This window comes from Rathayibacter sp. VKM Ac-2835 (genome assembly GCF_013266705.1).
In the GTDB taxonomy this organism is placed as follows: Bacteria; Actinomycetota; Actinomycetes; order Actinomycetales; family Microbacteriaceae; genus Rathayibacter.
Genome location: NZ_JABSNQ010000001.1, coordinates 1,518,922 through 1,531,787, shown reverse-complemented (window position 1 = coordinate 1,531,787; position 12,866 = coordinate 1,518,922). Strand labels below are relative to the sequence as shown.

Sequence of the window (12,866 nt, the reverse complement as noted above, 5' to 3'; positions counted from 1 at the left end):
CGGGGCCGGGAACGGGATCGCTGTGAGCGGAGCAAGTTCGCGAGTCCGGACGGTGCTGGGCGGGCTGCGCAAGCGCACCGCCCCGCTGCTGAAGAGCCCGGCGGTGCTCTCCCTCGGAGCGCGCGGCGTCTTCCTCGACGCGCCGCGCCTGCGCAGCGCCCGCCGCGGCGGCGGTGCTCAGGGTCGCGCGATCCTCATCGCGCCCCCCGGCGCCGGCAACATCGGCGACGCCGCGCTGGTCGGCGCGTTCCTGGAGAACGTGGCCGGGCCGATCACCGTGATCACCCGCTACAAGGGCGACTTCCGTATCCCGGCCGAGCAGGCCGACCGCGTCGAGATCGTCTCGCTGGGCACCCTGCTCTACGGCGGACTGCCGAGCTTCGTGCGCGACCTGCGCCGCTTCCGGGCCATGCTGCCCGGCGCCGCGTCGGTCTCGATCGTCGGCGCCGACATCATGGACGGCGCCTACAACTTCCGCGCCTCGACCAGCCGCGCGCTCGTCGCCCGCAGCGCCGCGTCGGCGGGCGTGGACACCCGCGTCCTCGGCTTCAGCTGGAACGGCAAGGCGCACCCCGGTGCCCTCGCGCAGCTCCGCGACGCCGACCGCGCCGGCACGACCCTCTTCCTCCGCGACCCGCTCTCGGTCGAGCGCGCCCGCCGCGACGGCCTCGACGCGAAGGCCTCGGCGGACATCGTCTTCTCGGCGCGCTCCGTGGACCAGGGCCGCGCGAGCACCGAGCTCGCCGCGCTGGACACGACCGGCGGGATCGCGATCGTCAACGTCTCGGGTCTGATCGACACCGACCAGACCGGTGCCTACGTGGAGATCATCGGCGGCCTGCGCGCCCGCGGCCTCGCCGTCGTGCTGCTCCCGCACGTGATCAAGCACGGACCGGACGACCTCGCGGCCTGCCGCAAGGTCTTCGCGGCCCTGCCGGACACCGCGGGCGTCGCCTTCGTGGAGGACGTCCTCACTCCGGCGGAGGTGCGCGGCTTCACCGAGCGCGCGACCGTCACCGTCACCGGCCGGATGCACCTGGCGATCATGTCCCTGATGAAGGGCGTCCCCGCGATCACGCTCGCCACCCAGGGCAAGGTCGAGGGCCTGATGGCGATGTTCGAGCTGCCCTACCTCTGCGTCGAGCCGGGCACCGGTCTCGCCGGCCGCGTGGGCGACGCCCTCGAGCGCGTCCTCTCGGACCGCGAGAGCGTCTCGGCCGCCATCCTCGCGAAGCTGCCCGCCGTCCAGGAGCTCAGCGCCGCGAACTTCGCCGGCCTGCCCCGCGCCTGAGCGGCGGGCAGCGGCGGTCGCGGGGGTCGTCGGCACGGGCGTCCTTCCGGGCGTCGAGGTCGGAGGAGCGGCTCCCTCCAGGACCGCGGCACTGCGGGGAGGGGAGTCGCTCAGAGGTCGGCCGGGAGACTCCGGCGCTTCTGCTGCGACCCTAGGCGGGGCGTTCGAACGCCCGTTCGCAATGAACCTTCCTCCGGTGGGGGGTTCCCGTTCAGGGGGCGCCCTCCGGCTCGACGCGCCGCAGGTCCGCCCGATCCCGCCCCGAACGGGTGCCGCGGGCCTCCCGCGCCGTCGGACCCCCGCCCTCAGACCAGGCGCCGGCCGCTGAAGCGGTCGATCGGGGCGTCGTGGCGCATCGCCCGCTCGTACATCCGGCGGAACGGCTCGGTCAGCACGCCGTTGGAGCGGTCGAGCGCGTCCTGCCACGCGACGATCTCGCCGAGCTGCGCCGCCAGGTCGGCCCGCAGCGCCGACTCGTCCACCGTCGTCGATTCGCCGCCGGCGACGACGATCCGGCCGGCCACGATCACGGTGTCGATCGACGAGCCGTTCTCGGAGTAGACCAGCTGGTTCTCCAGGCGCTGGCGCGGCGTGAAGGCGAGCGTCTCCAGGTCGAAGAGCACGAGGTCGGCCTGCTTGCCCACCTCGATGCTGCCGGTGACGTCGCCGAGCACGGCGCTGCGCGCGCCGCCGATCGTGCCCGCCGTGAGCACCTCCGCCACCGTCGGCCAGGACGAGAGCTCCGGATCGGTCACCTTGTGCAGCAGCGCCGCGGCCTTGATCACGTCGAGCATCCGCGGGGAGTCGCTGCTCGAGCAGCCGTCGGTGCCGAGTCCGAGGTTCACACCGGCCTCGTGCAGTGCGCGCCACGGCGCGATGCCCGAGCCGAGCTTGAGGTTCGAGATCGGGTTGTGCGAGACGGAGGTGCCGGCCGCGGCGATCGCCGCCATGTCGGAGTCGGTCAGCCAGATCCCGTGCGCGAAGGTGGTGTTCGCCGAGAGGGCGCCGATCCCGGCCATGTACTCGACCAGGGTCGAGCCGTGGAACTCCTCGCCGGTGACCAGCTGCGTCTTGGTCTCGAGGACGTGGATGTGGCACTCCGCGTCGTGCTCGAGCGCCAGCTCCGTCGCCCCGACCAGCAGATCGGCGCCCACCCGCTGCGGGGCCGACGGCGCGACCATGTAGCGCAGCCGTCCGCCGCCGCGCCCGTGCTGGGTGGCGAAGGCCGTGCGGCTGAAGTCGAGGTAGCCCCCGGTGGTCGGCCGCGCCGCCCCGCGGACCGAGTCGAGCAGCTCGGCCGGCAGGTACTCCTCGAGGAAGGGCATCGTCTCGAAGAACGGCTTGCTGATCACGTGCCCGGAGATGTTCGCGCGGATGCCGATCTCGTCGTAGGCGTCGAACACCGCCGCCAGCTGCGCCGCGTCCTGGTCCGGGTTCTCGAGCACGTCGTCGACGAGCGTCGTGACGCCCGCCTTCAGCGACTCGAGCGCGAACAGCGACGAGCGGAGCCGGATCAGATCCGGGGCGACGCGGCTGTCGCCGAGGATCGGGTACGACAGCAGCATCCACAGCTCGAGCGGGAGATTGTCGTAGCGCCCCTTGTAGAGGTACTCCCACGAGTGGGTGTGCGCGTTGACGAAGCCCGGTGTGACGAGGCGGTCGCGGCCGTCGATCACCTCGTCACCCGGCTCGGGAACCAGTCCCGGGCCGATCGCCGTGATCACGTCGTCGACGATCCGGATGCTCGCCGTGATCGGGACGGCGCCCGAGACGGGGTCCATGGTGATGACGGCGGCGTCGGTGATGAGGAGGGGCATGGCGGTTCCGTTCGTGGTGCGGTGGTGCAGGAGCAGAGGAGCGAGGAGCGCAGCGGAGTGACGGGGCCGGCTACCCGAGGACGGGCTCGGCGGCACGCGCCGCCGGCTCCAGGGACTCGCGCTTCCGCACCCACGCCGCGGCGTCGCCCCGGCCGAGCAGCAGGTAGGCGAGCCCCGCCGAGACGCCGCCGGCGAGCCAGGACACGTCGACCCCGCCGAGCGCGGTCGCGGCCGGGCCCTGCAGCGCGGGCACGGAGCCGTTCATGAACAGCCAGGTCAGGGTCGCGCCGATCGCGAAGGAGAGCAGCGCGCGCCAGCGCACGTCCGGCAGCAGCGGCGAGCCGACCGGCGCGAAGAGGTGCCCGAACGAGCGCACGCGCGGCTCGAACACCGTGTAGTGCACCAGCACGATCGCGCCCCACGGAGCGACCCAGCCGACCAGGCCGACGAGCCAGGCGTCGAGGGTGGTCGCCAGGTCGTCCTGGAAGACGAAGAAGACGGACGCGGCGAAGGCGAGCACGCCGACGATCAGGCTGAGCGCGCGGCGGCCGAGGCGGATGTCCAGGGCCTGGGTCGCCATCCCGAACGAGTAGATGTTGAGCACGTTGGTCGCGATCGGCCCGTGCACCACGAGCAGCAGCACCGGGATCGCGAGGGCACCGAAGTTCTCCACGATCAGCTGGCCGGGGTCGACCGAGCCGTTCTTCGTGGCGAGCGTCGCGCCGAGCACGCCCAGCCAGACGACGGGGACGAACTGGCCGAGCACGCTGGCGAAGTAGAGCTTCTTGCGGGAGGCGCGGGGGCTGACGAAGCGGGAGTAGTCGCCCGCGTAGGCGAGCCAGGTGAGGCCCCAGCCGATGCCGATCGCGGTCATCACGATCGACATGGCCGCGATCCGGTCGCCACCGGTGAGGGCGCCCTCGGGCGGGCCGGCGTAGGACCAGTCGATGTCGAGGAAGAACCAGGCGACGATCGACATCACGGCGAGCACCAGCAGGGTCGGCGGCACGGTCCAGCGCTCGAAGGCGGCGATGGCCTTGTAGCCGAGGAACGAGATCGCGACCTGGATCGCCATGATCACCGCGGCGACCGCGACCTTCCAGCCGATGTTGGCCGCCTCCGGATCGACGAGCCCGACGGAGCCGAGCAGGGCGATGACGAGGTCGAGCACGATCCAGGTGTTGATCGCGCACCAGCCGATCACGACGACGGCCTGGATCACGGCGGGCGCGTAGTTGCCGCGCCGCCCGAAGACGGCCCGGCCGACGAGCATGCCGGTCGCGCCGGTGCGCTGGCCGAGCAGCACGAAGAAGCCGAAGACGGCCATGCCGACGACGTTGCCGAGCACGAGGACGGTGATCGTGTCCCAGAGGCCGAGGCCCATGTTCACGCCCAGCGCGCCGAGGACCCAGTTGATCGGGGCGATGTTCGCGCCTGCCCAGATCCAGAACTGGCCGTCGAGGCGCGCGTTGCGGCGGCTCTCGGGGAGCGGGGTCAGCGCGTCCTCGGTGTCGGTCGTGCCGTGCAGGGTGTCGGAGCTCATGGGTGGATCCTCTCGAAGCGTGAGGTGGAGCGGGGAGTCGGAGCGGGGAACGGTGGACGGCGCCGCAGCCGAGCGGGGTGTGGAGGAGCGGGAGAGACTGGGCTCCACCCTCCCGGCGGACGGTTTCGGCGGCCGCGTCGCCGTGTAAATTCGCCGTGACGCGAGAGGACGTTCTGCATGGTGATCCCGCTGTCCGAGGCGCTCCTCGACCCGCTGCTAGCGGCCGCCGGACCGGTCGTGGTCGCCGGCGGGGAGGCCGCCGCGCGGGTGCCGATCCGCTGGGCGCACGCCAGCGAGCAGCTCGACGTCGCGCCGCTGCTCCTGGGCGGCGAGCTGCTGCTGATGGAGGGCGTGAACCTCTCCTCGGACCAGGATCCCGAGGAGTGCCGCCGCTACGTGGAATCCCTGGTCACGGCGGGGATCGGTGCTCTGGCCGTCGAGCTGTCCGAGCGGCTGCCGAGTGTCCCGGCTCCGCTCGTCGCCGCGGCCGACGACCTCGGGCTCACCGTGCTCGCGCTGCCCCGGCGGGTGCCGTTCGTGCAGGTCTGCGAGAGCATCAACACCCGGCTCACCGAGCAGAAGTTCCGGAGCCTGCGGGTGGCGGACAGAGTGTCCGGTCTTCTCGGCGAGGCGGCGGCCGCGGACGCCGGGATCGACGAGCTGCTGCGGGTCGTCGCGAGCGCGACCGGCGCCTCGGCCGCGCTCGTCTCGCCGGCGGGCGAGGAGATCGTGCGCGCCCACCCCGGCCGCGGCGTCGACACGTCGCGCACCGCCGGTGCCTCCTCCGGCGTGCTGCGCGCCGGTGACTCCCTGCTGGGCACGCTCTACCTCCGCGCCCACGACGAGGCCGACCTGCACGGCGTGGCCGTCGCGCTCGACCGCGCGCCGGACGTGCTCGCGATCGCCCTGCTCCGGCGGCGGCCGCCGACCGCGCGCGAGCGGCTCACCGCCCAGCTCTTCGCGGTCGCGACGGCGCCGTCCGCGCGGCCCGACCCGAGCGCGGAGCTGCAGATCGACGCGCTCCTCGGCCGGCTCGGCGTCGGCGGCCGGGAGTGCTTCCTCGGTGTCTGGGCGGACGTCGGCGACGACGAGCGCACCCTCCGCGCGGTCCGCGCCGCGCTCGACCGCTCGGTGCGGGGGTCCGCGGACTCCGCGAGCGTGATCTGCGTCGCGGGCGGCGAGCTGCTCGCGCTGCTGGCCTTCGCGGACTCCGCCGTGCGGGAGCGGGCGAGGGCGCTGCTGCTCGGCGAGTGGCCGCCCGCTGCCGGGGCGTCCGCGCTGGTCTGCGTCGGCAGCGGCGCCGACGCGGTGGCGCGGGTGCCGCACGAGCTCGCGGAGGTGCGCGGGGTGCGGGAGTGGACCCGCGCCGAGAGCGGCGTCGTCGACGCGCGGCTGCACCGGCTCGAGCGCTTCGCCAGCACGCTCCGCGACGACGCCGAGGCGGATGCTCTGGTGGAGGAGGTGCTCGGCCCGCTGCGCCGCGGCCGGCCGGAGCTGCTCGCGACCCTCGAGACGTTCGCGTCGCACTGGGGGAGCAAGACCGCCACCGCGTCCGCCCTCGGCATCGGCCGGCAGACCCTCTACGACCGCCTCGCCCGCATCGAGTCCCTGATCGGCCCACTCGACGCCTCCCCGGCCCGCACCCGCGTGCTGCTCACCGCCGTCTCCCTGCACCGCGCCCGCGCGGCCCTGCCCCCGGCCGCCCCGCGCTCGACCCGCCCGTTCCCGCCGCCCTCGGACCGCTGACGAAGCGCCCGGTCGAGCCGCTCGCAGAGCCCCAAAGTCGCAGGATCTGGTGATCGAGTAGACCGCCGCATCGGAGTATCGAGAACCGCGGACTCCGTGGGAACATCTCGATGTGCGAACGAGTGCGAGGCCGACGGTGGGGAATAATGACCGCAGCGGAGAAAGGAAAGAGAGACAATGAAGACTCACCTAGTAGATCCTCGCAACGTCGACGGCGAAGTGGATAACCCGGTCTATCGCGTCTACTTCACAGAGGCCGAGACGATCGAGGAGGAGATCCGTATCATCGAAGCGCGAGATGTCCTGGAGGTGATTGAATGGGCGGAGCGAGATGCTCGTGGTCTTCCGTTCCGACTGTACCTCGAGCACCCGAGCGCCTTCAATTCCGGAAAGGCAACACTCGAGCTTCTCTTCTCGCGGTAAGGGTCGCTTCTACTTACTTCTGACGTAGAGAAAAGTCGACTGGCCCGATCCTGAGATCTCTGTACTCGATGGTGGCGCTCCTGCGACCGAATGGCTGGCACGAAAGTAGGCGTCTCCGCTTATCCTTGGTGCTCCTTCGGCGGGGACATACCATGTCCGTGGCTGGCCGAGTGCACCCACCGGGATGTTCTGGACGTAGTTCGACTCGGCGACGATCTGCAGGCTTGCCACGCTGTTCTGGCTGGTCTTGCCAAGAAGCGAGAGGACCCTGACAGCGATGTTGCCGTTGGGTCCGGAGCAGGTGACAACAGTTTTAGCGATAACACCGCCCGTGCCGCGAGACCAGTGTGGATTGTTCGTCTTCCCGACGCAGCTGTATTTCGCTTCATCGGCGATCATGGCGCTCGACAATGCGACGATCGCAGCCATTTTCCTTGCGCTGTAGAACCACATTTCTTACCTCCGTGGGTTTGCTTGTTGCGGATTGTTCTTGACGGAGACTTTTGTAGCCACGTACGTGCTGGCGCAATGCTGACGGCAATCAATATGTGGATCACTGTTTACTGCGAATCGGGAGAGCGCTCCCATTGCTGTAGATCTGCGGAGTGGAGGGGTGCCGAACTCGTGGGCTGTCGTTTGGTGAACGGACGTTGCGCGTTTCAGCCGAACGTCGCGCGCCATCGTTCTACCTTCGGTGGTCACCTCTTCGTGGAGCGCGGCAATCACGTAACGTGTGCCCTGACGCCGCGCTCGACTCGTCGTTCCCGACCATGCGGCCCGTTTACGGGGCGTCCCGACCAGTAGGCGAGGTCTCAGCGCGGCGGCAGCGCGGCGCCCGCGACGGCAGAGCTGCCGAGGTCGCTCTGAGGGAGGGGCTCGCCGGAGGTGAGGGCGTCGGTCCAGGTCTCGGTGTCGGCGACGGCCGCGAAGTTCGAGTTCAGCAGGGCGAGCAGGGTGGTGTGCACCGTCTCGGCGTCGACGGAGCCCGCCGCGTTCGAGATCGCGATGGCACCGGTCGCGTCCGAGAGCACCTCCGCCGTCAGCCCGTGCGTCTCGGCCTCGGCCGCCGAGGCGAGGATGCAGTTGTTGGTCATGTAGCCGACGAGGGTGATCGTGTCGACGTCGCGCTCGCGCAGCCGGGCGAGCAGGTCGGTGCCGGCGAACACTGTGCCGAAGCGCTTGGTGATCGACGTCCAGTCGTCGCTCCGGCGGCGCTCGATCTCGGGGTGCAGCTCGAAGCCGGGGGTGCCCGGTGCGAAGACGGGTGCTCCCTCGCCGCTGCTGTGCTGGACGGCGGCGATCGGCAGACCGGCGGCCGTGGCGGCGTCGAGCGCGGTGGTGATGGCGGGCAGGGACGACGCGTGCGGCGGGTAGCGGATCTCGAGCGGCCCGGCGAAGTACTCCTGCTGGACGTCGACGAGGATCAGGGCGCGGCGGGGTGCGGTCATGGTGTCTCTCCTGGATCGGGGTGGTGCTCACCAGACTGCCGTCTTCCGGGAGTCGAGGGACTCGCGGATCGACGGCGCGGTCGTCGGTCCGGCCCAGGCCCGGCATCACCGCGCAGGCGAAGGCGTAGAAGAAGCCCGCCGCCAGGCCGCTGGTGACGAGCGCGGCGAGCAGGAGCGGCACGAGGAGAGCGTCGGGCACGGCTGCCTTTCCGAAGGGTGGCTCAGGCGGACGGGACATCGGTCCATGCGAGCGCATGCTCACGAGAGGGAGACACCGCGGGCATCCGCTGCCCGGTCGGCGCGCACTGCGTCCATGCTCGCCGAGCAGCCCGCAGCGGGGAATCAATGCTGATCGAGTAGCCCGCGGAGCGGGCGTATCGAGCGGAGGGGGCGCCTCCGGCGCCAGCGCAGGGCGGGGAGGAGACCGACGTCCTTGGGGTGGGCGGGTCTGGATGCGCCCCTGCAGGGCTACTCGACCAGCATGTGTGCGGGCATCTCTTCCAAGTAGATCCCCCACCGTCAGAACGGTGCGGGAGCATCGTCGAAGCGGGGCCCCGGGGGCGGGTCGGGTGGCCGCCCGGGCAGGGGTGGCGGGCGGTTGCTGATCCGTCGGCCGGTCGGGCTCGTCCACTCGATCGTCCCGTGGTCGTCGACCCGGTCGTAGCTCCACTGCTCTCCGTGCCGCACGTGGTGGTGGGACGTGCAGAGCATGACGAGGTTCTCGAGCGAGGTCTCGCCGCCGTTGCGCCACTCGATCGTGTGGTCGGCCTCGCTGGTGGCGGCGGTCCGGGTGCAGCCGGGGAAGCGGCAGGTCTGGTCCCGCAGCTGCAGGTGCAGGCGCATCTGGGGCGGTGGAGTGCGCCAGGTCCGGCCGGCGGAGACGACGGCTCCGGTGTCCGGATCGGTGAGGACGCGGGTGAAGGACGCAGCGGTGCGAATGAGCTCACGGGCGATCGGGGCGGGGACGGGGCCGTAGCCGTCGAGCTCCGCGGGCGCATCGTCGAGACCCACGGCGGTGGACGCCGCGAGCGTGAGCCGCACTTCGGTGCGCACGCCGGGGACGAAGGTCGGGTCGGACCGATGCTCGGCGTTGGGCGTGGTTCCGATGATGTCGCCGTCGCAGAGCAGATCGACCGCCGCATCGGCGCTGAGCTGCTGCAGGCTGCGCGGGTCGCCCTCGTCGCGGAGGGTGCGGGAGATGCGGCGCAGCCGGTCGTACGCGCCCGTCACTGCCGGTGCGGGAGCGTGGACGCAGAGCGTCGCCATCCCGTCGACGTCCGGCGTGACCCAGACCGCGCGGTCCTCCTTCGCGCGCGCGTGGCGCTCGGCGAGTGGCTGCTCGTGCAGCTCCTCCCGCCAGCGTCCGAGGGCGCGGCGCAGCTGCGTGGTGGTCATCCTGACGGCGGCGTCGGCGGCGCGCTCGTCGAGTGCGGAGCGGGAGGTGTCGGGAAGGCTGCTCGCGGTCCTGCAGATCGCCTCGCCCAGCTCCCAGAGGATCAGGCCGCCGCGCAGCAGCGCGCGGGTGAGCGGCAGGTGCTCCATCAGAAGCTGCGCGGTCTCGAGGCGGCGGGAGACCTCCCGCTCGGACACCCCGAACGCCACCGCCAGTTCGGCACGGACGGAGCGCTCGACGAGGTCGCGTGTCTCGCTGCGAGTCGCGCCGCGGGCGAAGGCCTCCGGGACGGTGAGCGCGATCCGGTAGCCGCGGTGCATCCGCTCCGCCGCTCTGAGGCGCGTCGGGGACGCAGCGCGCTCGGCGGCGGCGGAGTCGTCGAAGCAGTCGCGCACCTCCCCGAGTGCTGCCGCATTCTCGTCTTCTGACATACGGGTATTGAATCAGGCACCACCGACACCGGAGTGGGGTGGCGGGCCGATCGGGGACAGTGCTGTCAGATCGGGGGTTGGGGAGGAGGCTCGCTCCCGGATGTCTCGGCGGTGGTGGGTCTCGATGCGCCCTTCGGGCTGCTCGACCAGCATGCAAGGGCCGCCTGCGGCGGCTGCTCGAGAGGCGGGCGGCATCATGCTGATCGAGTAGCCCGCGGAGCGGGCGTATCGAGATCCACCAGCGTCAGAACAGGGGTCTGCAGACCCGCCGAGCTGGTGACGGCGGGTCTCGATACGCCGCCTGCGGGGCTGCTCGACCAGCATGCGCGGGCTGCTCGACCGGCGGCGCTACTCCGTCTCGGTGCGGGTCTCCGTCTCGTCGGAGGAGGTGATCTCGGTGTCGGTCTCGTCGGCGCGGTCGCGCAGCGCATCGGCCATGGCGCCCGCGCCCTCGTCGCCGTGGTCGTGGTCGACCTGCTCGATCAGACCGCTCAGCTTGTCGTCGTTGCTCGCGTCCTCGGCGCCGTCCATGACGGGGCCGTTCTGGGTGTCGCTCATGGCTGCCTCTCCGCGCGGGCGGAGGTCGACCGCGCGCCTCCGACGCTACGGACCGCGCCACTGTAGCGCCCGCCCTTGACGCCGCGACCGCCCCGTGGGAGACGCGAACGGCCCGGCCCCTCCGAGGAGGGAGCCGGGCCGTTCAGGCGGAGCGGGTCAGTTCTTGATCACCAGCGTGATCGACGTGCTGGTACCCACGTTGCCGGCGGCGTCGGTGGCCTTGGCGACCACGACGTAGGTCGCGTTCGGCCAGTTCCTGCTGTTCGCGGTGAGCGCCCAGGTGCCGTCGGTCTGCTTGACGCCGTCGCCGAGCTTGGTCGAGCCCGACCAGAAGGCGACGCCCGTCACGGCGACGTTGTCGCTCGCGTTGGCGACGAGGGTCACGGTGCCGGTCACGGTCGTCTGGCTGGCGGGCGAGACGATCTTGGCCTGCGGCTTCGTGATGTCGGCGCCGGAGGTCGGGGTCGGGGTGGCGGTCGCGGTCGGCGTGGCCGTCGGCGTCGCGGTCGCGGTGGGCGTCGGGGTCGGGGTCGGCGTCGCGGTCGGAGTGGCCGTCGGCTTCGGCGTGGCGGTCGCCGTGGGCGTCGCGGTCGGCGTCGGCGTGGCGGTGGGCGTCGCGGTCGCGGTCGGCGTCGCGGTCGGCGTCGGCGTCGGCGTGACGACCGTGCCCACCGGGATCGTGCTCACGCCGTAGCCGTAGTAGCGGCCGGAGACGGGGCGGGTCGGGTCGCCGGCGAAGGTGCGGCCGCGGTCGACGGTGGCCGACTTGGCCTGGGCGATCACCTGGGCGATGACCTGCGCGGGGGTCTTGCCCACGCAGGATCCGCCGGCCGCGAGGCAGTCGAGGACGACACCGGAGGCGGCGGCCGTCGACATGCTGGTGCCGGTCTGGATGTACGCGTAGGTGTTGCCCTTCTTCGTCGTGTAGGGGCAGGTGCCGGGCGCGGCGATGGTGTGACCGGCGTCGGCGGTGCTCGCGAAGTTGCTGTTCAGCGTGTAGTTGTCGTCCTTGGTGGTCACGTTCGAGCACGGGACGGCCGCGAGCGAGCCCGGCTTGCCGTCGTAGTTCGCGAAGTTCGTGACGGCGAGGACCTCGTCGTACGCGGCCGGGATGTACTTCGACAGATCGGCGGAGGAGTTGCCGGCGGCCGAGACCACGGTCACGCCCTTCGCGACGAGGTCGCAGACCGCCTGGTGGATCGTGTCGCCGTCGGTGCGCCCGCAATTGCGGTCGTCCGCACCATTGGTCGCGAGCGACATGTTGACGACCTTGATGTTGTAGGTCGCGGCGTTCTGCGACACCCAGTCGAGCGCGCACATCAGGGTCGAGATGGTGCCCTTGTTGTTCGCGTCGAGTGCGCGGACCGAGTAGACCGGTGCACCGGGGGCGACGCCGACGGTGCCGGAGCCGTTGTCGAGCGCGGTCATGTAGCCGGAGACGCCGGTGCCGTGGCCGTTGGCGTCGTCGGCGGTGCCGGAGCCGAAGCAGTTGACCTGCTTGGCCAGGTTGTAGTCGGGGTGCGCGCTGACGCCGGAGTCGATGACCGCGACGGCGGGGCCGTTCCAGTTGGTGACGCCGTCGCCGGCGCTGACCGGGGCCTTGTCGGCCTCCGCGGTCAGGACGTGGGAGGGCATCGTCTGCGCCTGGCCCTCGACCACCTGGTCGGCGGGCGAGAGGCCGACGACGCGGCTGTCGGCGGCGAGGATCGCGTGCTGACGGGCGGTCAGGGTCGCGGTGAAGCCGGAGAGGCCTCCGCCGTAGGTCGCATCGAGCGAGAGGCCGAGGGCGCTCGCGAGCGTCGTCGAGACGGCCTTCGAGTCGACGGTGACGACGTAGCGGCCGGCACCCGTCTGGGCGGAGTCGGCGGCCTGCGCGGGGAGCGCGGCGGCGCCGACGAGACCGGCGGTGACGACGGCCGCGGCGGCGGTCGCGGCCAGGAAGCGGCGGAGACGACCGGCGGGGCGGCGCGACGAGGTGGAGCGAGGGATCACGAAGGTCCTGTGTTTCTGTGCGGCGGGCGGGGCGGGGTGACCGTGCGGGCTCGGCGGGCAGGGGTGACCGACGACCGTCGGACGCGGGGGAGCATCCGGCGGAGGAGTGCAAAGGGGATCAGGAGCCAAAGCTAGCCGCCCCGGGTTTCCGGCGCACTACTCTTCGAGATTTTTCAGCAGGCGGGTTCTGCGGGTGGGGGTTCCGACCACGGTGGATCTCGATG

The 12,866-nt window shown here is 71.7% G+C and carries 10 protein-coding genes; 3 read left to right on the top strand and 7 right to left on the bottom strand.

Annotated features, from left to right (window positions below; genetic code table 11):
* Positions 1 to 22: 22 nt before the first annotated feature.
* Complete coding sequence (locus tag HRK28_RS07280; protein WP_173250841.1) at positions 23 to 1,291, top strand: polysaccharide pyruvyl transferase family protein; 1,269 nt, start codon at positions 23 to 25, stop codon at positions 1,289 to 1,291.
* Positions 1,292 to 1,596: 305 nt separating this feature from the next.
* Here HRK28_RS07280 and HRK28_RS07275 read toward each other — a convergent pair whose 3' ends face one another.
* On the bottom strand, positions 1,597 to 3,108 hold the full coding sequence (locus tag HRK28_RS07275) for an amidohydrolase family protein (protein ID WP_173250840.1): 1,512 nt from the start codon (positions 3,106 to 3,108) through the stop codon (positions 1,597 to 1,599).
* A 70-nt stretch (positions 3,109 to 3,178) separates the two neighbouring features.
* Positions 3,179 to 4,651 (bottom strand): cytosine permease, encoded by a 1,473-nt coding sequence (locus HRK28_RS07270; RefSeq protein WP_173250839.1) that lies wholly within the window; start codon positions 4,649 to 4,651, stop codon positions 3,179 to 3,181.
* A gap of 177 nt (positions 4,652 to 4,828) precedes the next feature.
* Here HRK28_RS07270 and HRK28_RS07265 point away from each other — a divergent pair, with 177 nt between their 5' ends.
* Both HRK28_RS07265 and HRK28_RS07260 read left to right on the top strand, forming a co-directional pair.
* Positions 4,829 to 6,397 carry a PucR family transcriptional regulator gene (locus HRK28_RS07265; protein WP_173250838.1) on the top strand — a complete coding sequence of 523 codons (1,569 nt, stop codon included), beginning with the start codon at positions 4,829 to 4,831 and terminating at the stop codon, positions 6,395 to 6,397.
* Positions 6,398 to 6,574: 177 nt separating this feature from the next.
* Positions 6,575 to 6,820, top strand: coding sequence for a hypothetical protein (locus HRK28_RS07260; RefSeq protein ID WP_173250837.1), 246 nt, complete (start codon positions 6,575 to 6,577; stop codon positions 6,818 to 6,820).
* Positions 6,821 to 6,829: 9 nt separating this feature from the next.
* Here HRK28_RS07260 and HRK28_RS07255 read toward each other — a convergent pair whose 3' ends face one another.
* The 5 genes from HRK28_RS07255 to HRK28_RS20750 form a co-directional block, all read right to left on the bottom strand.
* On the bottom strand, positions 6,830 to 7,273 hold the full coding sequence (locus tag HRK28_RS07255; protein WP_173250836.1) for a hypothetical protein: 444 nt from the start codon (positions 7,271 to 7,273) through the stop codon (positions 6,830 to 6,832).
* Positions 7,274 to 7,632: 359 nt separating this feature from the next.
* Complete coding sequence (locus tag HRK28_RS07250; RefSeq protein ID WP_173250835.1) at positions 7,633 to 8,268, bottom strand: isochorismatase family protein; 636 nt, start codon at positions 8,266 to 8,268, stop codon at positions 7,633 to 7,635.
* Between the two features lie 519 nt (positions 8,269 to 8,787).
* Entirely contained in the window at positions 8,788 to 10,092 is a 1,305-nt protein-coding gene (locus HRK28_RS07245) for an HNH endonuclease signature motif containing protein (protein ID WP_173250834.1), read from the bottom strand.
* A 348-nt stretch (positions 10,093 to 10,440) separates the two neighbouring features.
* Positions 10,441 to 10,650 (bottom strand): hypothetical protein, encoded by a 210-nt coding sequence (locus HRK28_RS07240; protein WP_123444647.1) that lies wholly within the window; start codon positions 10,648 to 10,650, stop codon positions 10,441 to 10,443.
* A 156-nt stretch (positions 10,651 to 10,806) separates the two neighbouring features.
* On the bottom strand, positions 10,807 to 12,642 hold the full coding sequence (locus tag HRK28_RS20750; protein WP_173250833.1) for an Ig-like domain-containing protein: 1,836 nt from the start codon (positions 12,640 to 12,642) through the stop codon (positions 10,807 to 10,809).
* Positions 12,643 to 12,866: the final 224 nt, after the last annotated feature.

Excerpts from the sequence above, each read along its gene's own strand:
- HRK28_RS07275 (WP_173250840.1), bottom strand. The coding sequence starts at position 3,108 with ATGCCCCTCCTCATCACCGACGCCGCCGTCATCACCATGGACCCCGTC.
- HRK28_RS07270 (WP_173250839.1), bottom strand. The coding sequence starts at position 4,651 with ATGAGCTCCGACACCCTGCACGGCACGACCGACACCGAGGACGCGCTG.
- HRK28_RS07265 (WP_173250838.1), top strand. The coding sequence starts at position 4,829 with ATGGTGATCCCGCTGTCCGAGGCGCTCCTCGACCCGCTGCTAGCGGCC.
- HRK28_RS07260 (WP_173250837.1), top strand. The coding sequence starts at position 6,575 with ATGAAGACTCACCTAGTAGATCCTCGCAACGTCGACGGCGAAGTGGAT.
- HRK28_RS07255 (WP_173250836.1), bottom strand. The coding sequence starts at position 7,273 with ATGTGGTTCTACAGCGCAAGGAAAATGGCTGCGATCGTCGCATTGTCG.
- HRK28_RS07250 (WP_173250835.1), bottom strand. The coding sequence starts at position 8,268 with ATGACCGCACCCCGCCGCGCCCTGATCCTCGTCGACGTCCAGCAGGAG.
- HRK28_RS07245 (WP_173250834.1), bottom strand. The coding sequence starts at position 10,092 with ATGTCAGAAGACGAGAATGCGGCAGCACTCGGGGAGGTGCGCGACTGC.
- HRK28_RS07240 (WP_123444647.1), bottom strand. The coding sequence starts at position 10,650 with ATGAGCGACACCCAGAACGGCCCCGTCATGGACGGCGCCGAGGACGCG.